Raw genomic sequence first — 23013 nt, forward strand, 5'->3', positions numbered from 1 at the left:
AGTTAGTAAGACCCCTTGAAGACGACGAGGTAGATAGGTGAAAGGTGGAAGCACGGTGACGTGTGGAGCTGATTCATACTAATAGGTCGAGGGCTTAACCGAAGAGGTTAGGTTTGTAATGAAACGCAACGAGATAGAACGAGAGTTATCTTTAAAGGTAATCGGATGAAAAAAGATATATTTAATGTGCAGTTTTGAGGGAGCAATCCTTTGGCATAGGGGTGTGGTGAAGTGGTATCATAGGGGTCTCCAAAACCTTTGGTGGGAGTTCGATTCTCTCCACCCCTGCTACGATTTTAAAAATCAAAAATGCTGTGTGAAGTCACATAAATATTGGATAAAGGTGGAATTCTGAACGTCATCAGTTTTTGTTAAAATTTAAGAAATAATTAAAGTTATGATACGCCGTGATGGCGTTATTTTTTTACTTATTTTTGATGTATAACTGATTAATTTATGGCAGATAATCCATCTTTTTATGTCAAAATTTAATAAAAGGTGATAATTATAGAAATATAATATAATGAAACAATTTAAACACCCATTTATGTAGATTGACAAAAATATTACAAGAGAATATATTTGAGATAACAAAGATATGGAGGTGTTTTAATATGTCACTTTTGCAAAAACTATTGAGTATTGGAATGTATAATCAACAACCGAAGCAGATTCAGCAAAGACAACCACAATTAAATCCTGATTTTAAAGGGGTTTATAGACCTGTTGGCAATACATTACAAGAAGTTTATTGCCCGAGGTGTGGAAGTTGGGAGTGTTCACATACTCAAATTCCAATAAATGTACCCGGTAGAGTTAAAACAAGGTATACAGCTAACCTAAATCCATTTAGACCTTTTACGTTAGTAAATAAAAAGGAAAAAGTTGTTCAACAGGGTGGGACATATTATCAACATAGATTTGTATGCAATAAATGTGGCTTGATTTTTATGTAAATGTTATAATCAATTTAATAAGATTTTATTGATTAAGAGGTAAACATTATGTATACTAATAACAAAGTAGGAAATGTTATATATAAAGTAATTGAATACTTTGGAGATGACGTAAGAAGAATAAATCATTTTCTTAAAGTTTATGGTTATGCTAAGATGATTGGTGAGCGTGAGAATCTTGATGACAGCATGCAGGAGATTCTGGAGGTTACGGCTGTTTTGCATGATGTAGGTATCAAGGTGGCAGAACAGAAGTATAATTCAAGTGCAGGACATTACCAGCAGCTGGAGGGACCTCCTGTTGCAAAGAAGATTCTGGACGAACTTGGATACCCGGATGATTTTGTAGAAAGGGTTATGTATCTAATAGCACATCATCATACATACACTAATATTGATGGCATGGACTATCAGATTTTAGTTGAAGCAGATTTTCTTGTTAACGCGGATGAAGATAGGCTTAGCAGTGATGCGATAGAGAATTTTAAAGAAAAGATTTTTAAAACTACGACAGGAATTGCAGTTTTGGAGAATAATTATCTTAATTTATAAAAGCTGTACTTTTATGGATTGGGATTATTTATATAATTTTAGATAAGATTTTAATTACATTTCAGGAGGAGTTATGCCAAACGTTAATGGAAAGATGTTCAAAAATAATCAGCCACAGAAAAAAAAGGTTAATCCAATTGTTGCATTGATTTTTATAATGGTTTTAGCAGCGGTATTAATAGGATTACAGTATTTTCTGTTGGATGTTCAGACTGAGATATATAATCAGCAACAGCTTGAGTCTACACAGAGTGCAGAATAATAGAGCAGTGACGAAAAAGAAAATAAAAGATTCAAAATTTTATTAGCAAGTAAAGTTTGAAGCATAAATAAAACCAGAGCGGTAACGTAATTAATACATACGCTCTGGTTTTTCTTTATTAATTAATCACTTTTAAGCTGTGATTGTTGTGCCGCTCTTTCCGGCAAGGCTGAGTTTTGCTTTATCAAGGTTAGATATTACAGCTTTACGGCTTGAATCGGCAGTTACAAATCGAATTGATGCATCAACTTTTGGGAAAGTAGTCTTTGCAGGGAAATGACCAGCTTTTATGTAGCCATGCAAATCTGATGCAGTAACATTATCAAATGACTTTTCGTCAGGAGTTCCGTTTCCGATTGTAAGTTTGTCATAAGCAGTAAGGAAAAGAAGTGTTTCTGCATCTACAAGTTCCGCAAGTTTAGCTGCAGTGTAATCTTTCTCAATGATAGCACTTGCACCTTTGAGGTGTGAACCCTGCTGAAGAACAGGAATTCCGCCGCCACCGGCAGCGATTACAATCTGATCTGCATCAAGAAGAGCTTTGACAGCATCAATTTCATAAATGTCAATTGGCATAGGAGATGCTATGATTCTTCTGAATTTACCAGGTTCTTCTTCTGTAACATAGTTACCTTTTTCTTCTTCAGCTTCAGCTTCTTCTTTTGTCATATATCGTCCGATAATCTTTGATGGTTCACTGAATGCAATATCAAATGGGTCAACGCGTACCTGTGTGATGATTGTAGATACTGTTTTGTAAATACCACGATTTAAAAGTTCTTCTCTTATAGCATTCTGTAAGTCATATCCTATATAACCTTCGCTCATTGCACCACAAACAGACATTGGTGCAACTGTTCTGTCGTCAGGATTCAAACGGGCAAATTCAGTCATGGCTGTCTGAATCATTCCAACCTGTGGTCCGTTACTGTGTGTAATTACAACCTGGTATTTAGCTTCTACGAGGTCAGCTATAGCACAGGCAGCTTTTTTAACATTAGTCTGCTGCTCAGGGAATGTTTCACCGAATGCATTTCTTCCAAGAGCAACAACAATTCTTTTATTATTCATAATCAGCCTCCGTTTTATCGTAGCACAATTTAAAAATGTGTACATATAATAAATTATTATAAGATATTTACATACAAAAAGCAAATTATTACGTGCTTTTTTTGAAAATTAAAAGAAGTGAAAATATAAATTAAAAATCGATTGAAATAAATTTTGAAAACAGAGTTGAGTGGGGAATTAAAATGTATGTCAGTGTTGCTGTTATGGATACCGGAATTTTCAGACATATGGATTTTGATACAAGGATAGCTGGATTTGCAGATTTTGTCGGAAGAAAAAAATATTTATACGATGATAATGGTCATGGTACGCATGTTGCAGGAATAATTGCCGGGAGCGGAAAAGGTTCTAATGGAAAATACAGGGGAATTGCACCGGATACATTTCTTGTAAGTGTGAAGGTGCTTGATAAATCAGGAAATGGCAAGATAGAAAATGTTGTGGAGGCAGCCGGCTGGATTATAGAAAATAAATCGGCTATGAATATAAGAGTTGTGAATATTTCATTTGGGACGCGTGCAAAAATGGAGAATGGACCGGCAATTGAGACAGGAGAGGATGATTATGCACTTATCATGGCAGTTGAAAAAATGTGGGATTCCGGAATAGTTGTTGTTGCGGCGGCGGGGAATAACGGACCGGGAAATACAAGTGTTACCGCACCGGGAATAAGTAAAAAAATTATAACGGTAGGTGCATTTGATGATAAGAATTTTTTTTCCGGAAGAGGACCGACAAGGGAGTGTATCGTAAAACCTGAGGTTGTTGTTACGGGAAGTAATATTATTGCATGTAACAATCATCAGGGAAGGTATTCTTCAAAAAGTGGTACCTCTATGGCGGCACCAGTAGTTTCAGGGGCCGTGGCACGACTTATTAAAAACAATCCGGATATTACTCCTAAAGAGGTAAAGATATGGATGAAAAGCTGCTGTAAAAAGATAAACGTGCCATCTGAAAAACAGGGATGGGGAGTGCTGGATATCAGAAAGTTTGTTACCGGATGAAATATTATTATAAAAAAACGAAAAAAGTAATAGCATTTATATAAAAATAATGGTATACTTATTACAGGCGTTCAAATTAAATATTTAGGAGAAGAACAGGGAAGTGATACTTATTTATGAAAAAGGGAAGAAGGGCAGCATCGAAGTTATAGCGGAGGATTTACAAACAAGGCTTGAAGGATATGGAATAGATATTCATAAAGAATCATATGATTTGGGCGAATGTATGATGGCAGCTGATGAATCGAAGGTTTACATGTCCGGGAAGAAGAGAAGCAGGAGCAGAGGATTTGAGGTATGTTATGATATACAGGATTCTGGCAGCGAATTCGACAACATGACATATGATGAATTATATAGCAGATTTTTATGGGAAAAGTATGTGGTCGTGATAGCATCGGATGAACTTTTTTCAGAGGCAGAAGGCTTAATTAAACTTGATATTGCAATGCAGCTGTTTCAGAGTTGTAATATTACAGTTTTTACAATATATAATGACAGAATATTAAAAAAGATACCTAAGAGGGCAGAGTGGCTTGAAAAAACATATTTATTGAGTATTCCAAAGAATATGGATTTACAGAATGTGACGGCTGCTATTGCAAAGATTTACTGGAGAGACAGGCTGTCTGTTCAGAAGAGTAAAGGAAATGACATATATACTGATAATGTAAGAAGGAGCAAGCTGTGTATTGATACAGTTTTGTCAAATATTCTGGCTGATAATGCGACATGTGATGATGAATTAACAGCGATGAACTACTGTATGCTTGATATGATTAAGAATTTATAGTATACTATATTTATATTGCCGTTTTATGCGTTGCTTTTGATAAAAAGCCTGCATAAAACGGTGTACATTTGAGTTAAATGCAGTATTTTAGTTTTGGAGGAAATTTTTTAATGATTAGTGCAAATAATGTAACACTTCGTATTGGTAAGAAAGCACTCTTTGAAGATGTTAATATTAAGTTTACTGAAGGCAACTGCTATGGTCTTATTGGTGCAAACGGTGCCGGCAAGTCAACATTTCTTAAAATACTTACAGGACAGATTGAACCGAGTAAAGGTGATGTGAGTATCACACCTGGACAAAGACTTTCATTCCTGGAGCAGGATCACTTCAAGTATGATGACTGTGTTGTTCTTGATACTGTAATCCGTGGCAATGAGCGTCTTTATGAAATAATGAAAGAAAAAGAAGCAATATATGCAAAGGAAGATTTTACGGAAGAAGATGGCAATAAGGCAAGTGAGCTTGAAGCAGAGTTTGCTGATATGAACGGATGGGAAGCAGAGTCTGATGCGGCACAGCTTCTTAACGGACTCGGTGTTACAACAGATTTGCATTATAAACTTATGTCAGAGCTTAATGGTAGTGAAAAGGTTAAGGTTCTTCTTGCAAAGGCTTTATTTGGTAATCCGGATATACTTCTTCTTGATGAGCCTACTAACCATCTGGATCTTGATGCTATTGCATGGCTTGAAGAGTTCCTTATTAATTTTGAGAATACTGTAATTGTTGTATCACACGACCGTTATTTCCTTAATAAAGTATGCACACAGATTGCTGATATTGACTATGCAAAGATTCAGCTTTATGCAGGTAATTATGATTTCTGGTATGAGTCAAGCCAGCTTCTTATTAAGCAGATGAAAGAGGCCAATAAGAAGAAGGAAGAAAAGATTAAGGAACTTCAGGATTTCATTCAGAGATTCTCTGCTAATGCATCTAAATCTAAGCAGGCTACTTCAAGAAAGAGAGCATTGGAGAAAATTGAGCTTGATGAAATCAGACCATCAAGCAGAAAGTACCCATACATTGATTTCAGACCGGCAAGAGAGATTGGTAATGAAGTTCTTCAGGTAGAAGGAATTTCTAAGACTATTGATGGTGTAAAGGTGCTTGACAATATTTCATTTATTGTTGGACATGATGATAAGATTGCATTCGTAGGCTCAAATGAGCTTGCAACAACAACACTTTTCAAAATTCTTACGGGTGAGATGGAACCGGATGAAGGAAGCTTCAAATGGGGAGTTACGACATCAAGAGCATATTTCCCTAAGGATAGTGCAGCAGAATTTAACTGCGACGATACTATTGTTGAGTGGCTTACACAGTACTCACCGGATCCGGACCCAACATATGTAAGAGGTTTCCTTGGAAGAATGCTTTTTGCAGGTGAAGACGGAGTAAAGAAGGTTAAGGTCCTTTCAGGTGGTGAGAAGGTAAGATGCCTTATTTCAAAGATGATGATTATGGGTGCTAATGTACTTATATTTGATGACCCTACAAACCATCTTGATATGGAATCTATTACAGCACTTAATAATGGTCTTATTAAGTTTAGCGGTGTTTCATTATTTACATCGCATGACCATCAGTTTATACAGACAACTGCCAACAGAATCATGGAGATTGTTCCAAGCGGACAGCTTATTGATAAAATCACAACATATGATGAATATCTTGAGAGTGATGAGATGGCAAGAAAACGTCAGGGATTTGCTGAAGCAGCAAATGATGATGAGGATTAATATTATGATGTACACAAGCCTGTGTCCCATTGGGATACAGGCTTGTTTTAACTGCCGGTAAATGGTATAATATTAAAATATGCAAAATAATGGCTAATTGTCTGCATTGCATCCGGCAGCAGATATCAGAGCTGAAAGTGGAGGAAAGAAAATGGCGGAAAGCAGAAAGAAAAAAGAGGTGCCGGAACGCTCAGGTAAAAGTAGTAAAACAACGCAGAAAAGTGCCGCTAAAAGAAAAACCACAAATTCTTCGGCAAAGAAAAGTACAAGACAGACAAAACAGGAAGCAGCTGCTAAAGCTGCTTATGGTGCCAAAATGCAGGATGAAGTTATGGTGCTGTTGTCTTTTGCTGTTGCACTTATTCTTATTCTGAGTAATTTTAATCTTGTAGGAAGTGTCGGTAAAGGCATTAAATGGTTTATGTTCGGGCTGTTTGGCGTAGTAGAATATATATTTCCTGTAATTATGGCATTTACGCTTGTTTTTATGATTTCCAATAAGAATATTATTGCTGTAGCAAGAATTAAGACGGTAGCAGTATACATTTTTACAATAATTTTATCAGCTGTATGGTTAAGAATTGTTAATGAACCTAAGATAGCCGATGCAGGAATTATGGAATTTTTTACATACAGTGCTGATTATAAATCCGGTGGAGGATTATTTGGAGGAATTTTATGTAGAATCCTTTCGCCTATGGGATTCTGGGGAACAATGGTTGTCCTTATTATTCTTGCAATTATATGTATTATTGTAATTACGGAAAAATCATTTATTAATGGTATTTTAAAGGTTAAAAAGAATGGTTCACGTATGATGATGGCTGCAAAACAGGATTATGATATTTACAGGGAACATTCAAATGAGCGTCTTGCGGGTCGTGATATGTATGATGATGAAGATGAAGAAACACAGGAAGAATATCTTGCGAGACGGCGTCGTGAAAAAGAGGCAAAGCTTCAGGAAAAATATGAGAGGCAGGAAGAGCGTGCAAGGAAAAGAATGAATAAAAAAGCACGCGGTGTGACACTTGATACACAGCTTCCGAAGAAAGAAGAGACTGTAAAAAGTGTGGATGTGCATGAGATTGTACCTGATATATCAGTGCATGATGAATATTCGGCAGATATATATGATCCGGGTGACTCATTTGAATATATGCAGGAAAATGTAGATGATAATATAGAAGAACATATAGAGAATGATTCATATATTGATTTATCTGATAGTTCAGGTGTTGATTTATATGAAGATTCAAATGAAGATTCAAATGAAGATTTATATGAAAATTCATATGGAAACCCAAATGAAGGTACAGACACTAATTCATATGATAATACATATGAGAGTCCGGCAGAGGATACAGATATATCAGTAACTTCAGATAATAGAACCAATACAGCAGACATGGCTGAATCAGATAGTCAATTAGAAGAAACTGAAGAAATCCGGATGGGAAAAAGTGTGGATAAAAAGAAACAGGAATATGTTTTTCCACCTGTCAGCCTGCTTAACAGAGGAAAAGGTACAGATAAAGCCGGACAATCGCGTGAAAATAAAGAAACTGCAATGCGGCTGCAGCAGACATTGCAGAACTTCGGTGTTAAAGTTACTATCACAGATATAAGCTGCGGACCTGCAGTTACAAGATATGAACTGCAGCCGGAGCAGGGTGTTAAAGTAAGTAAGATTGTATCACTGTCAGATGATATAAAACTTAATCTTGCAGCAGCAGATATCCGAATAGAGGCACCAATTCCGGGAAAAGCCGCAATAGGAATAGAAGTTCCAAATAAAGAAGCAGGAAGTGTATCTTTAAGGGAACTTATAGAGACGGATGCATTTAAAAACAATACATCTCAGATTGCATTTGCGGCTGGAAAAGATATTGCCGGAAAACCTATAATAGCAGATATAGCAAAGATGCCGCATCTTCTTATTGCAGGTGCGACAGGCTCAGGTAAGTCTGTATGTATAAATACAATTATTATGAGTATTCTTTACAGGGCAAATCCTGAAGATGTCAAGCTTATAATGATTGACCCTAAGGTTGTTGAACTTAGTGTATACAACGGAATTCCACATCTTTTAACTCCGGTTGTGACAGACCCGAAGAAGGCGTCTGGAGCATTGAACTGGGCTGTTAACGAGATGACGAAGAGATATAAGCTTTTTGCAAAAATGGCGGTCAGGGATTTGAAAGGATACAATGCTAAGGTATCAAAGATACAGGTTGGTGAAGACGAGACACCGCCTGAAAAGATGCCACAGATTGTAATTATTATAGATGAGCTTGCAGACCTTATGATGGTTGCACCGGGAGAGGTTGAAGATTCAATCTGCCGTCTTGCACAGCTTGCAAGAGCAGCGGGTATACACCTTATAATTGCAACACAGAGACCGTCAGTTAATGTTATAACAGGTCTTATCAAGGCGAATGTGCCATCAAGAATTGCATTTTCGGTATCATCAGGTGTTGATTCGAGAATTATTATTGATATGAATGGTGCAGAAAAGCTGCTTGGTAAAGGTGATATGTTATTCTTCCCATCGGGATATCCAAAGCCTGTACGTGTGCAGGGAGCATTTGTATCAGATGATGAAGTTGGAAAAGTTGTCGATTTCTTAAAAGAACATATGCAGCAGGAAGTTACATATAACGAAGAAGTGACTAATACCATGACGGCAGCAACGGGAAATGTGTCAGGACAGGATAATGAAAAAGACAGTTATTTTGCCGATGCGGGACGATTTGTAATAGAAAAAGAAAAAGGTTCTATTGGAATGCTGCAAAGATATTATAAAATCGGATTTAACAGAGCCGGACGAATAATGGACCAGCTTGCAGATGCCGGCGTTGTAGGTCCGGAACTTGGAACAAAGCCGAGAAAGATATTGATGACAGCCGAAGAGTTTGAAGAATACTTAAAGAAAAATAATTTATAATTAAAGGAGAACAGACATGGGCGTAAAGAGTGATATTGAAATAGCACAGGAAGCACAGATGCTTGATATAAGAGAGGTGGCGGCAAAAGTAGGCGTTGCAGAAGATGACCTTGAACTTTATGGTAAGTATAAGGCAAAGATTTCTGATGATTTATATTCAAAACTTGAAGATAAAAAAGATGGAAAGCTTATCCTTGTAACAGCAATTAACCCTACACCGGCTGGAGAGGGAAAGACAACAATAACGATAGGGCTTACACAGGCACTTAATAAGATGGGCAAAAAATCAGTTGCAGCATTAAGAGAGCCTTCACTTGGTCCATGTTTTGGAATAAAAGGCGGTGCAGCAGGTGGTGGATATTCACAGGTAGTGCCTATGGAAGAACTCAATCTTCATTTTACAGGAGATTTTCATGCAATAACATCTGCAAATAACCTTCTTGCAGCAATGCTTGATAATCATATTATGCATGGCAATGAATTAAGAATTGATACCAAGCATATCGTTTGGAAACGCTGCATGGATATGAATGACAGAACATTAAGAAATATTGTAATCGGCATGGGCGGACGTATGGACGGTGTTATGAGAGAAGATCATTTTATCATAACAGTTGCATCAGAAATAATGGCTGTTTTATGTCTTGCAAAGGATATGAAAGATTTAAAGGAGCGTCTTGGAAGAGTAATAGTTGCATATAATGTTGACGGTGAACCTGTTACAGCAGATGATTTAAAGGCAACCGGTTCTATGGCGGCACTTCTTGCAGACGCAATTAAGCCTAATATGGTACAGACACTTGAACATACACCTGTACTTGTTCATGGCGGACCATTTGCCAATATTGCACATGGATGTAATTCAGTAAGAGCTACAAGACTTGCATTAAAATTATCAGATTATGCTGTTACAGAAGCCGGATTTGGAGCTGACCTCGGGGCAGAAAAGTTCCTTGATATAAAATGTCGTCTCTCAGAATTAAAACCGGATGCAGTTGTCATTGTTGCTACAGTAAGAGCACTTAAATATAATGGTGGTGTTGCAAAAGATAAGCTTAATGAAGAAAATATGGACGCGCTTAAAGCCGGTATTGTTAATCTTGACAAACATATTGAAAATATGCAGAAGTTCGGCATACCTGTTGTAGTTACACTTAATGCATTTATAACAGATACACAGGAAGAATATGAATTTATAAAGAAGCATTGTGAAGATGCAGGCTGTGAGTTCGCACTTGCAAAAGTATGGGAGAAAGGCGGCGAAGGCGGTCTTGAGCTTGCAGAAAAGGTAATAGAGAGCATAGAAAACAAAAAAGCTGAATATAAACCAATTTATGAAGATTCAGATTCACTTAAAGAAAAGATTGAAAAAGTTGCAAAAGAAATATATGGTGCAGATGGTGTTACATATGACGATGCAGCTACAAAAGAATTACAGCATATTGAGCAGATGGGATTTGGAAACTTCCCTGTATGTATAGCTAAAACACAGTATTCACTTTCTGATAATCCTAAGCTTCTCGGAAGACCGGAAAACTTTACAATAAATGTAAGAGAGGCATATGTTGATGCCGGTGCCGGATTTGTTGTAATACTTACAGGAAAAATACTTACAATGCCGGGACTGCCTACTCATCCGGCTGCCGAAAATATTAATTATGATGAAGAATCAGGTAAAATAACAGGTCTGTTTTAATATGAAAGGAGAACTGCATGAAATTATCAGAACTTTTACAGGGACTGGAATGTGAAATTGTACAAAAAGGTTTTGAATGTGAGATAACTTCTCTTACTTCTGACTCAAGAAAAGTTACTGAGAATGGTGTGTTTATATGTATCACCGGAGCTGTGAGTGATGGACACAAATATATTCCACAGGTTATACAAAAGAAAGCAGGAGTAATTGTAATTCAGGATAGTGCACTTGGAAATGATGAAACGGCTTCTCTTATAAAAGAGATTCCTTCAGATATAACAATTGTCAAAGCACAGAATACAAGACTTGCACTTGCAGTTATGTCGGCAAACTATTTTGGTAATCCGGCAAAAAAGCTTTTTACAATTGGAATTACAGGAACAAAAGGCAAGACAACAACAACATATATGGTCAAGAATGTTCTTGACGCATGTGGAATTAAGACCGGCCTTATAGGTACTATTGAGACGATTATAGGAGATGAACATACGCCGGCATGCAATACGACACCGGAGTCTTACGATATTCATAAAAGTTTTGCGAAAATGGCTGAACAGGGATGTAAGGCTGTTGTAATGGAAGTGTCATCACAGGGGTTAAAGCTTGACCGTACTGCTGGAATTATGTTTGACATAGGTGTATTTACAAATCTTGAGCCAGACCATATAGGACCTAATGAACATGCATCATTTGAGGAATATCTTGAATGTAAGGCAAAGCTTTTTTCACAGTGTAAGGTTGGCATTGTCAATGCCGATGATGAACATACGCCAAAAATTCTTGAACATGCAACATGCAGTATCGAAAGTTATGGTATATCAGATAAGGCTGATATTCGTGCAAAAAATATAACGCTTTTCCATGAACCGGGAAAAATAGGACTTAGTTATGACTGTGAGGGGCTTGTGAACATGCCTGTTACATTAAAACTGCCGGGTAAGTTTTCAGTGTATAATTCACTGTGTGCAATAGCTGTTACGAGACATTTTAATGTGGATAAAGATACGCTTGAAAAAATGCTGTATGAAGTTAAGGTAAAAGGCAGAATAGAGATAGTTCCTGTATCTGACCGATTTACACTTATGATAGATTATGCACATAATGCAATGGCATTGAAAAGTATACTTGAAACATTAAAAGAATACAATCCTAACAGACTTGTATGTCTTTTCGGATGTGGCGGCAACCGCTCAAAGGAAAGACGTTTTGAAATGGGAGAAGTTTCCGGAAAGCTTGCTGATCTTACAATAATCACATCAGATAATCCAAGATTTGAGGAACCTCTTGATATTATTGAGGATATTAAGACAGGTATTTCAAAGACAACAGGAAAGCATGTTGATATTCCTGACAGAAAAGAAGCAATAAAATATGCAATAAAAAATGCACAAAATGGCGATATTATTGTTCTGGCAGGAAAAGGACATGAAGATTATCAGGAAATAAAAGGTGTAAAATATCCTATGGATGAGAGAGTTCTTATAAAAGAAGTTGTTAAAGAACTTGAATCAGAAGGCTGGAAAAGATAAAGCTGCAAAAATATGTGAAAGGGTGTGACGGATGTACGCAAATATTATTGTTGATATTTCACATGAACAATTAGATAAAACATTTCAATATCATGTACCCGATGCATTACTTTCGCAGATAGATACAGGAGTTATGGTTAATATTCCGTTTGGAAGGGGAAATCGTATTATAACAGGCTATGTTATAGAACTTACATTGAAAGCAGAGTTTGATGAAGAAAGAATAAAAGACATAGACAGTGTCGTTCCTAATCGTGTAAAAGCTGTTGAAGATATGATAAAGCTTGCAGCATGGCTTAAACATAATTATGGCGGAACTATGAATCAGGCTTTAAAAACAGTAATTCCTGTCAAAGAAAAAATCAGGCAGAAAGAAAAAAAGCATATAAAGCTTAATGTTACAAAAGAAGAAGCAAAAGAATTTATAAAAAATGCGAAGAGAAAATCACCGTCAAAGGAGAAACTCATAGAGTATCTTTCTGATAGAGAAGAAGCAGATATGGATGTGCTGAAAAATGAAACAGGCATATCGCCTTCGACAATAAAATCGTTGGAAAACGATGGAATAATACAGATTATTTCAAGGCAGCTATACAGGAATCCTGTAAAAGAAGATGAAATACAGGAAGATAAGATAAGCCTTAATAATGAACAAAAAAATATTGTTGATGATTTTATAGGTGATTATGATAGAGGAATAAGAAAAACATATCTTATTCATGGTGTGACAGGAAGTGGAAAAACTCTCTGCTATATCAATATGATTGAACATGTTGTCAGACAGGGAAAACAGGCTGTTATGCTTATACCTGAAATTGCATTGACATTTCAGACTGTAAAAAGATTTTATGACAGATTCGGTGAGAGAGTTTCAATTCTTAATTCAAGAATGTCCAAAGGGGAGCGTTATGACCAGTTTTTAAGGGCTATGAGAGGTGAGATTGATGTGATAATAGGACCCAGGTCTGCTTTGTTCACACCATTTTCAAATCTTGGACTTATAGTTATAGATGAAGAGCATGAAATGGCATATAAAAGCGAGCAGACACCATCATATCATGCAAGGCAGACGGCAATTCACATAGCCCAGACAAAAAATGCTTCTGTTGTGCTTGGCTCTGCAACTCCGTCGGTTGAAAGTTATTATAATGCAAAAAAAGGCATATATAAGCTTTATGAATTAAAGAACAGAGCTGCGGGGGCAGATATGCCGGACGTTGCCGTGGTAGATTTAAGAGAAGAATTAAAACAGGGGAACCGTTCGATATTTTCAAGAAAGTTAAAAGAACTGATTGAAGACAGAATAAGAAAAAAACAGCAGATAATGCTTTTTCTTAATAAAAGAGGTTATGCCGGTTTTATTTCATGCCGTTCGTGTGGTTATGTCATGAAATGTCCACATTGTGATATTTCTTTGACAGCACATAATAATGGCAGGCTTGTATGCCATTACTGCGGATATCAGACTGGGTCTGTTAAGTTATGTCCCAAGTGTGGTTCAAGATATATCTCTGGATTTAAAGCCGGGACACAGCAGGTTGAGGAAATGCTGAAAAAAACATTTCCGGGAATAAGAGTTCTCAGGATGGATATGGATACAACATCAGGTAAGGATGGGCATGAAAAAATAATTTCAGAATTTGCCGCTCATAATGCAGATGTGCTTGTAGGCACACAGATGATTGTAAAAGGCCATGATTTTCCAGATGTTACACTGGTAGGTGTGCTTGCGGCAGATATGTCTTTGTATACAAGCGATTTCAGGGCAGGAGAGAGAACATTTCAGCTGCTTGTCCAGGCGGCAGGGCGTGCCGGAAGAAAAAATCTTCACGGTGATGTTATAATACAGACATATACGCCGGATAATTATAGTATTGTGGCTGCACAAAAACAGGATTATGAAATGTTTTATGATGATGAAATATCATTCAGGAAACTTATGGGATATCCGCCGGTAATGCATATGCTTGAAGTAAAAATTTCATCAAAGAATGAAGGAAATCTTGAAAAATCATGTGATGATATGAAAAAATTTTCAGACATGGCAGACGATAAAAAGCTTTTTATAACAGGTCCCGTTGTTCCGCAGGTATATAAGCTCAATGATATTTATACACAGGTATTATATGTTAAGGCGGCTGATTATGAGAGGCTTACGCAATTTAAAGATAATATAGAAGTGCATGTAAAGGATAATATATTATATAAGAATGTAAGTGTACAGTTTAATTTTGATTAAGGAGGTAATGCATAATGGCATTAAGAAACATTAGAATACTCGGAGATGAGATTTTAAAAAAGCAGGCAAAAGAAGTTACAGAGATGACACCTAAGATTGAGGAATTAATCGATGACATGTTTGAAACTATGTATGATGCAAACGGATGCGGACTTGCTGCACCACAGGTAGGAATAAGAAAAAGAATAGTTGTAATTGACTGCGGTGACCAGCCACTGGTACTTATTAATCCTGAAATTCTTGAGACAAGCGGAGAACAGACAGGTCAGGAGGGCTGCCTTTCTGTTCCAGGAAAAGTGGGCATTGTGACAAGACCTAATTATGCAAAGGTTAAGGCTCTTGATGAAAATATGGATGAAATAATTGTCGAGGGCACAGAACTTCTGGCAAGATGTCTCTGCCATGAAATAGACCATCTTAACGGGATAATGTATGTTGATAAAGCGGAAGGACCGCTTATGGATACAGAGGAGGCAGAAGAAAATTAATGAAAGTTGTATTTATGGGAACGCCTGATTTTTCAGTTGGTACATTAAAGGCAATTGTAGAAGCAGGACATGAAGTTGCAGCAGTTGTCACACAGCCTGATAAACCGAAAGGAAGAGGCGGTGCGATGAGTTTTTCAGATGTAAAGCAGGCAGCTATTGAACTAGGACTTTTAGTGCTTCAGCCGAAACGTGCAAGGGATGAAGAGTTTGTAAATGAACTTAGAAAGATAAATCCGGATGTTATAGTAGTAGTCGCATTCGGACAGATTCTTTCAAAAGAAATTCTTGATATGCCAAAATATGGATGTGTCAATGTTCATGCTTCACTTCTTCCAAAGTACAGAGGTGCATCGCCGATACAGTGGGCAGTAATTGACGGTTGTGAGTATTCCGGCGTAACAACAATGATGATGAATGAAGGAATTGATACCGGTGATATTCTTCTTGTTGAAAAAGTAAAGCTTGATAGTAAAGAGACAGGAGGAAGCCTTTTTGATAAGTTAAGCGGTGTCGGTGCTGCTCTTCTGGTGAAAACTCTTGATGAACTTGAAAAAGGTACAGTAAAGCCTGTAAAGCAGAATGAGACTGAAGCAACTCATGTAAAAATGCTTGATAAATCATTTGGTAATATAGATTTTTCAATGGAGGCTGCAAGAATTGAGAGACTTATAAGAGGTCTTAATCCGTGGCCGAGTGCATTTACACATTTCAATGGAAAATTGTTGAAAATATGGGATGCGGATGTTTGTGATGATGTTGTTTGTGAATCATGTGAATCTGTTGTGAACGGAATGATAACACATGTGGACAACAATTCGTTTATCGTAAAATGTGGGGATAACTCGCTTAAAATCAATGAACTTCAGCTTGAAGGCAAGAAGAGAATGAAAACACAGGATTTTTTACGTGGAAATCATATTAATACAGGGGATATCCTTGGAAAATAAATGATTTTTGTGGATATATGTTAGTATTTGGATTTAAGGAGGTAGCAGCTTATGCCATATGGATATTACGGATATTATTTTGACCCGACATATATTTTGATAATTATTGCAGCTATTATATCACTTATTGCACAGTGGAGAGTTAATTCAGCATTTTCAAAATATTCAAGGGTGGCGAGCATGTCAGGAATGACAGGTGCACAGGCAGCAAGAATGATTTTGCAGTCAAACGGAATAAATGATGTGTCTGTACAGAGGATATCAGGTAAACTAACAGATCATTATAACCCATCTACGAAAGTGCTTAATCTTTCGGAATCTGTGTATGGTTCAACATCTGTTGCAGCTATAGGAGTTGCGGCACATGAGTGCGGTCATGCTATACAGCATGCAAGAGGATATTTTCCACTTTCTTTAAGAACTGCACTTGTGCCTGTTGCGAATATCGGTTCACAGCTCTCATGGGTATTTATCATAGTTGGTGCAATTTTAAGCTTTAACCAGACACTTATAACAATAGGTATTATTATGTTTAGTGCGGCCGTGCTTTTTCAGCTTGTTACGCTTCCTGTGGAATTTAACGCTTCTGCAAGAGCTCTTGAACAGCTGGAAAGTAATGGTATACTTTACAGGGATGAAGTAAGCCAGACAAGAAAAGTATTGTCAGCTGCTGCACTTACTTACGTTGCAGCAGCGGCTACAGCAATCTTGCAGCTTTTAAGACTTATAATTCTTTTTGGAGGAAGAGACCGGAGAGATGACTGATAAAATGCAGGTTAATTTACGACAGGTAGCTATGGAAATACTGTATGAAGTACAGAAGAATAATGGACTGCTTCATGTTGTATTATCGGATGCTTTAAAGAAATACCAGTATCTTGATAAAAATGAGCGTTCATTTATCTCAAGACTTGTACAGGGAACAGAAGAAAGAAAAATAGAACTTGATTATATTATAGACAGTTTTTCAAAAACTCCTGTAAAAAAACAGAAAGATGTTATAAGAATTATTCTGGAAATGTCTGTCTACCAGTTAAAATATATGGACAGTGTGCCGGCTTCAGCAGTCTGCAATGAAGCGGTAAAGCTGGCTGTAAAGAAAAACTTTGGGACGCTTCGCGGTTTCGTGAATGGTGTTTTGAGAAATATAGCAAGAAATATTGATAATATTGAATATCCGGATAAAAGTACGAATACAGATAAATATTTATCTGTAAAATATTCAGTTCCGGAGGAGCTTGCAGGATATTTTCTTAAAAAATTCGGTGATAATGAAACAGAAGAAATGTTTGAAGCATTTAACAAAGATAAGTCAACATATATAAGATGTAATACAAAAAAGACAGATATTGCAGGTCTTACGGCTGCACTTGAGGCAGAGGGAGTTACAGTTACAAATGAAGGCATAGATAAAAGAATTGATTATGCTTTGAAAATATCAGGGTATGATTATCTTGGCGGACTGAAGTCATTTCGCGATGGACTGTTTTTTGTGCAGGATATAAGTTCCATGCTTGCATCACAAGGCGGCTTTATTAAGCGGGATGCGTATGTTATAGATGTGTGTGCCGCACCGGGTGGAAAGAGTATTAATGCTGCTTTAATGGCTGACATCGGACATGTAAGTTCAAGAGATATAAGCGGGCGTAAAGTATCACTTATAAAAGAAAATGCTGAAAGACTTGGAATTGATAATATTACGTATAAAGTATGGGATGCTGTTAAAAAGGATGAAGAAAGTGTAGAAAAAGCAGATGTGCTTATATGTGACCTGCCTTGTTCCGGACTTGGAATTATAGGAAGAAAGCCGGATATAAAGTATAATGTTACATATGAAAAAATAAAAGAACTCGCTTTACTTCAGAGGAAAATACTTTCAACAGTCTGGGAATATGTAAAAAAAGACGGAATACTTATATATAGTACATGTACGGTTACTCCTGAGGAAAATGCAGAAAATACTGAATGGCTTGTGAATAATTATCCATTTGAACTCATTGGAAAACCTGAACAGATTATGCCTCAGGACGGCACAGGAGACGGATTTTACATAGCAAGGCTTAAAAGGACGGAATGACAATGGAAAATATTGATAACAGAATAGATATAAAGTCAATGACAATTGATGAACTTGAAGAACTTCTTGTGTCAATGGGAGATAAGAAGTTCCGTGGAAAGCAGATTTTCTCATGGCTGCATGAAAAACTTGTTGTTTCATTTGATGACATGACTAATTTATCAAAACCGCTACGTGAAAAACTTGAAGAAAAATGCAGAATTACAGCGTTAAAAGCAGAAACTGTGCAGGTTTCAAAAATTGACGGAACATCAAAATTTCTATTTGAATTATATGACGGCAATCTTATAGAAAGTGTTCTTATGAAATATCATCATGGTAATTCTGTATGTATATCTTCACAGGTTGGCTGCCGTATGGGATGCCGTTTCTGTGCGTCCACACTTGATGGATGTGTGAGAAATCTTACGCCATCAGAGATGCTTGACCAGATATATACGATTCAGAAAATTTCCGGTGAGAGAGTTGATAATGTTGTAGTCATGGGTTCTGGTGAGCCAATGGATAATTTTGATAATATTATCCGCTTTTTAAGTCTGTTAAACAGTGAACAGGGACTTAATATCAGTGCGAGAAATATTACTGTATCGACATGTGGAATTGTACCTAAGATTATAGAGCTGGCAGATAAAAAACTGCAGATAACGCTTGCAATATCGCTTCATGCTCCTAATGATGAATTAAGAAAAACGATGATGCCTATTGCAAATAAATATTCAATTGAAGAGATTATGGAAGCATGCCGGTATTATTTAAAGCAGACTAACAGACGAATTTCATTTGAATATAGTCTTGTAAAAGATGTTAATGATACAGAGGAGTGTGCACAGCAGCTGATATCGCTTGTGAAAGGGATGAACTGCCATATAAATCTTATTCCGGTTAATCCTATTAAAGAAAGAGATTACAGGCAGTCAGAGCAAAAAGCTATTTATGCTTTTAAAAATAAACTTGAAAAAAATGGAATAAATGTTACTATAAGAAGGGAAATGGGCAGAGATATTGATGGTGCCTGTGGACAATTAAGAAAAAGCTATATAGGCAAATGAATGTAAAGAATGGAGATAACAATGGAAGCATTTGCTTTGACAGATGTGGGGATTGAAAGAAAAATTAATCAGGATTATGTCTATTTTACCCTGAAACAGACAGGGCATCTTCCGAATTTGTTTATAGTTGCTGACGGCATGGGAGGACATAAGGCAGGAGACGTTGCATCAAGGTACACTGTTGATGAATTTGTATCTTTAATAGAAAATGCTACTGAAAAAGATGACATAACAGTTATAAGTGAGGCAGTTACAAAGGTAAATACGATGCTTCTTGAAAAGGCAAAAGAGTCACCTGACTATACAGGAATGGGAACAACTCTTGTTGTTGCTACGATTAAAGATGAAATGCTTCGTGTTGCAAATGTCGGTGACAGCAGGCTGTATGTTATAGGTACAGATGGCATACGCCAGATTACAAGAGATCATTCACTTGTTGAGGAAATGGTTTCTATGGGAGAAATAGACAGAAAAGAAGCAAGAACACATAAAAGGAAAAATATTATTACAAGAGCTATAGGTGGAGACAGTTATGTTGAACCGGAAATGTTTTGCGTAGAACTTATGCCGGATGATATAATTATGATGTGTTCTGACGGACTTACGAATATGATTGAAGACGAAGATATATTTAAGATTGTTAAACAGAATCTGCCGCTTGATAAAACAGCAGAAACATTAGTTGATACAGCTAATAGTAATGGCGGTAAAGATAATATTTCAGTCATTTTAATAAAACCTTAAAAGGTGAAACAGCAAACAGAAATGGAGAATTTTATGTTAAGAAAAGGAATGTTTTTGGCAGACAGATATGAAATTCTGGAACAGATTGGTACAGGTGGAATGTCTGATGTCTACAGAGCAAAGTGTCATAAGCTCAACAGATTTGTAGCAATCAAGGTCTTGAAAAAAGAGTATAGCGAAGATAAGACTTTTGTATCAAAATTCCGTGCAGAAGCACAGGCAGCAGCAGGACTTACACATCCTAATATTGTAAATGTATATGATGTTGGTGATGAAAATGGCATTTATTATATTGTAATGGAACTTGTAGAGGGAATTACCCTTAAAAAATATATAGAAAAGAAGGGAAAGATTCCATATAAAGAGGCTGTAAGCATTGCAATCCAGGTAGCAAAAGGCATGCAGGCGGCTCACAGCCATCATATCGTGCACCGCGATATCAAACCGCAGAACATTATTATTTCAAGGGATGGCAAAGTCAAGGTTACTGATTTTGGTATAGCAAAAGCAGCATCTTCAAGTACAATTACATCTTCTACAATGGGTTCTGTTCATTATATAAGCCCTGAACAGGCCAGAGGTGGTTATTCAGATGAGAGAAGTGATATATATTCATTTGGTATTACACTATTTGAGATGCTTACCGGAACAGTTCCGTTTGATGGGGATTCAACAGTTTCTGTAGCTGTACAGCACATACAGGAAGAGATTCCAAAGCCATCGACAGTTGCCGATGGTATTCCTGTAAGCATTGATATGATTGTACTTAAATGTACACAGAAAAAAACAGAGAGAAGATATCAGGATGCAGCAGAACTTATTGCTGATTTGAAAAAATCTCTTGTGGCACCTGATGAGAATTTTGTTAAGATGATGCCTGTATATAATGCACCTGGTCAGCCTGAAACAGTTCAGGCTGCAGAGGAAAGCAGCGAAAATAATGATGAACAGGAAAATCAGAATAGTGATGAAAGTATGGCAGAAAATAAAAAAGACAGTGAAGATATCGATGATGAATTATTAGATGATGAACTTCTTGACGATGATGACGATGAAGAAGATTCTGATTCCGATGATGACGATGAAGAAGATATTGACGATGAGAATAATGATAAACTTGATAAGATATTCAAGTGGATTGGTGCCGGAATTATAGCATTAATAGTTATTATAACAATATTTGTTGTTGCAAAACTTTTCATAGGTGGTTCTTCAAATAAAAAGGAAGAGGAAACAACAACTCAGGCACAGACAACTACAGCAGCTTCAAAAGAAGATGCTTCAAAGAAAGTTTCTGTTCCTAGTGTTATCGGTAAGACTGAGGAAGAAGCAAAGACAACACTTAATTCACTTGGTCTTGGATATAAGGCGACGTATCAGCCATCGAATACAATCCCTGAAGGAACAGTAATTTCACAGGGAACAAGTTCAGGTACAAAGGTAGCAAAGAATACAACAATAACACTTTCAATAAGTTCAGGTCCTGAAAGTTCATCAGTTCCTAATGTTGTCGGACAGGATCAGGTTCAAGCATCATCGATACTTGAGTCTGCCGGATTTAAGGTATCGGTAAAACAGTCATACAGTGATTCAGTAGAACAGGGCAAGGTAATAAGCCAGTCACCTTCAGGCAGCACAACTGTATCACCGGGTTCAACTGTAACAATTACAGTAAGCCAGGGCAAAGAGACAAAGATGGTTACTGTGCCAAATGTTGTTGGTATGAATAGTACAGATGCACAGAATACTCTTACATCTTTAGGACTTAACTACAGTATCGTTGAGACAAAAGATACTAATGTAGAAAAAGGTAAAGTAATAAGTATATCTCCTTCTGCAGGACAGCAGGTTGAGGAAGGAACATCCGTTAAGATTTATGTAAGTAAAGGTCAGGAGACAACAACTGCTGCATCTGGAAACGGAGCAGGAAATAATAATTCCGGTTCAGGAAACAATACAGGAAATAACAGTCAGCAGCGTGCTGCAGGCAGTAACTAACAGAATATGGTTTACGGAAAAATAATTAAAGGTATTGCAGGTTTCTACTACGTTCATGTAGAGGCCTGCGGTATTTATGAATGTAAAGCAAAAGGAAACTTCAGAAATAAAAAAATCAAACCGCTTGTAGGAGATAATGTACGTATTGAAATAATTGACGAAGAAAATTTCAAAGGCAATATTGAAGAGATACTTGAGCGGAAAAATGAGCTTATACGTCCCGCTGCGGCTAATATTGACCAGGCACTGCTTTTATTTGCAATTAAAGAACCTGCTCCAAACCTGAATCTGCTGGACAGATTTCTTGTTATGATGGATTACCAGAATGTACCAGTTATAGTATGTTTTAATAAAGTGGAACTTGTAGACGAAAAAGAGCAGGAAAGGCTTCGCAGCATATATGAAAAATGTGGATGCCGTGTTTTATTTATGAGCATATACGAGAATAAAGGCGTAGATGAATTAAAGAAACTTCTGCATGATAAAACAACAATTCTTGCAGGACCATCAGGTGTTGGTAAATCGTCATTTACTAATATTTTACTTGAGTCAGATACAATGGAGACAGGCGGAATAAGCAGAATCGGAAGAGGAAGACATACTACCAGGCATTCAGAGATATTTAATATGTATGGAAAGTCATATATATGTGATACACCGGGATTTACTTCACTTATGCTTCCTGAACTGGAAAAAGAGGATTTAAGATATTATTTTCCGGATTTTGAAGAATTTGAGGGTAAATGCAGATTTAATGGCTGTGTTCATGTAAATGAGCCGGGATGTGCGGTTAAAATGGCTGTTGATGAGGGAATACTAAGCAAAGACAGATATCAAAGTTATGTCACTTTGTATGAAGAGTTAAAAAATAAAAAGAAGTATTAATTTCTTTTGAAGAACAAGGAGAAAA

19 protein-coding genes, 1 tRNA gene and 1 rRNA gene are annotated in these 23013 nt (G+C 36.8%); 20 read left to right on the top strand and 1 reads right to left on the bottom strand.

Translation table 11 applies throughout. From position 1 onward, the window contains the following. From H8S01_RS09015 to H8S01_RS09035, 5 genes are all read left to right on the top strand, one after another. Positions 1–102 (top strand): 23S ribosomal RNA (locus tag H8S01_RS09015); the annotation flags it as partial. A gap of 115 nt (positions 103–217) precedes the next feature. Next, a tRNA-Trp gene (locus H8S01_RS09020) sits at positions 218–288 on the top strand. A 326-nt stretch (positions 289–614) separates the two neighbouring features. After that, positions 615–956 carry a hypothetical protein gene (locus H8S01_RS09025; RefSeq protein WP_186836973.1) on the top strand — a complete coding sequence of 114 codons (342 nt, stop codon included), beginning with the start codon at positions 615–617 and terminating at the stop codon, positions 954–956. A 48-nt stretch (positions 957–1004) separates the two neighbouring features. Continuing rightward, positions 1005–1508 (top strand): HD domain-containing protein, encoded by a 504-nt coding sequence (locus H8S01_RS09030; RefSeq protein ID WP_186836974.1) that lies wholly within the window; start codon positions 1005–1007, stop codon positions 1506–1508. Positions 1509–1581: 73 nt separating this feature from the next. After that, entirely contained in the window at positions 1582–1770 is a 189-nt protein-coding gene (locus tag H8S01_RS09035; RefSeq protein ID WP_021866149.1) for a hypothetical protein, read from the top strand. Positions 1771–1902: 132 nt separating this feature from the next. Here H8S01_RS09035 and arcC read toward each other — a convergent pair whose 3' ends face one another. Then, positions 1903–2841: a carbamate kinase gene (gene arcC / locus H8S01_RS09040; RefSeq protein WP_186836975.1), complete on the bottom strand. Its 939-nt coding sequence runs from the start codon at positions 2839–2841 to the stop codon at positions 1903–1905. Positions 2842–3023: 182 nt separating this feature from the next. Here arcC and H8S01_RS09045 point away from each other — a divergent pair, with 182 nt between their 5' ends. The 15 genes from H8S01_RS09045 (at position 3024) to rsgA (ending at position 22988) form a co-directional block, all read left to right on the top strand. Next, a complete protein-coding gene (locus H8S01_RS09045; protein ID WP_186836976.1) occupies positions 3024–3848 on the top strand; it encodes a S8 family peptidase in 825 nt (274 codons plus the stop codon). 103 nt (positions 3849–3951) lie between these two features. Further along, entirely contained in the window at positions 3952–4641 is a 690-nt protein-coding gene (locus H8S01_RS09050) for a hypothetical protein (RefSeq protein ID WP_021866146.1), read from the top strand. A 110-nt stretch (positions 4642–4751) separates the two neighbouring features. Next, entirely contained in the window at positions 4752–6389 is a 1638-nt protein-coding gene (locus H8S01_RS09055; RefSeq protein ID WP_021866145.1) for an ABC-F family ATP-binding cassette domain-containing protein, read from the top strand. A 151-nt stretch (positions 6390–6540) separates the two neighbouring features. Then, positions 6541–9336, top strand: a complete 2796-nt coding sequence (locus H8S01_RS09060) for an FtsK/SpoIIIE family DNA translocase (protein ID WP_186836977.1) — start codon at positions 6541–6543, stop codon at positions 9334–9336. Between the two features lie 16 nt (positions 9337–9352). Then, positions 9353–11032 carry a formate--tetrahydrofolate ligase gene (locus H8S01_RS09065; protein WP_186836978.1) on the top strand — a complete coding sequence of 560 codons (1680 nt, stop codon included), beginning with the start codon at positions 9353–9355 and terminating at the stop codon, positions 11030–11032. A 17-nt stretch (positions 11033–11049) separates the two neighbouring features. After that, complete coding sequence (locus H8S01_RS09070; protein WP_021866142.1) at positions 11050–12561, top strand: UDP-N-acetylmuramoyl-L-alanyl-D-glutamate--2,6-diaminopimelate ligase; 1512 nt, start codon at positions 11050–11052, stop codon at positions 12559–12561. 31 nt (positions 12562–12592) lie between these two features. Continuing rightward, a complete protein-coding gene (gene priA / locus H8S01_RS09075; RefSeq protein WP_186836979.1) occupies positions 12593–14800 on the top strand; it encodes a replication restart helicase PriA in 2208 nt (735 codons plus the stop codon). 14 nt (positions 14801–14814) lie between these two features. Beyond that, the gene (gene def, locus H8S01_RS09080) at positions 14815–15288 is read left to right on the top strand and encodes a peptide deformylase (RefSeq protein WP_021866140.1); all 474 of its coding nucleotides are present in this window, start codon (positions 14815–14817) and stop codon (positions 15286–15288) included. Next, the gene (fmt, locus tag H8S01_RS09085) at positions 15288–16235 is read left to right on the top strand and encodes a methionyl-tRNA formyltransferase (protein WP_186836980.1); all 948 of its coding nucleotides are present in this window, start codon (positions 15288–15290) and stop codon (positions 16233–16235) included. The genes def and fmt overlap by 1 nt, the downstream gene beginning before the upstream one ends. A gap of 51 nt (positions 16236–16286) precedes the next feature. Then, positions 16287–17000, top strand: coding sequence for a zinc metallopeptidase (locus H8S01_RS09090; protein ID WP_186836981.1), 714 nt, complete (start codon positions 16287–16289; stop codon positions 16998–17000). Then, the gene (gene rsmB / locus H8S01_RS09095; protein WP_021866137.1) at positions 16993–18312 is read left to right on the top strand and encodes a 16S rRNA (cytosine(967)-C(5))-methyltransferase RsmB; all 1320 of its coding nucleotides are present in this window, start codon (positions 16993–16995) and stop codon (positions 18310–18312) included. The genes H8S01_RS09090 and rsmB overlap by 8 nt, the downstream gene beginning before the upstream one ends. Positions 18313–18314: 2 nt before the next feature. Next, the gene (gene rlmN, locus H8S01_RS09100) at positions 18315–19361 is read left to right on the top strand and encodes a 23S rRNA (adenine(2503)-C(2))-methyltransferase RlmN (RefSeq protein ID WP_186836982.1); all 1047 of its coding nucleotides are present in this window, start codon (positions 18315–18317) and stop codon (positions 19359–19361) included. Between the two features lie 21 nt (positions 19362–19382). Continuing rightward, the gene (locus H8S01_RS09105; RefSeq protein ID WP_021866135.1) at positions 19383–20105 is read left to right on the top strand and encodes a Stp1/IreP family PP2C-type Ser/Thr phosphatase; all 723 of its coding nucleotides are present in this window, start codon (positions 19383–19385) and stop codon (positions 20103–20105) included. A gap of 33 nt (positions 20106–20138) precedes the next feature. Continuing rightward, complete coding sequence (gene pknB, locus H8S01_RS09110) at positions 20139–22103, top strand: Stk1 family PASTA domain-containing Ser/Thr kinase (RefSeq protein ID WP_243204324.1); 1965 nt, start codon at positions 20139–20141, stop codon at positions 22101–22103. Positions 22104–22109: 6 nt separating this feature from the next. Next, a complete protein-coding gene (gene rsgA, locus H8S01_RS09115) occupies positions 22110–22988 on the top strand; it encodes a ribosome small subunit-dependent GTPase A (protein ID WP_186836984.1) in 879 nt (292 codons plus the stop codon). Positions 22989–23013: the final 25 nt, after the last annotated feature.

Source organism: Lachnospira hominis (ex Liu et al. 2021), assembly GCF_014287955.1.
GTDB lineage: Bacteria > Bacillota > Clostridia > Lachnospirales > Lachnospiraceae > Lachnospira > Lachnospira hominis.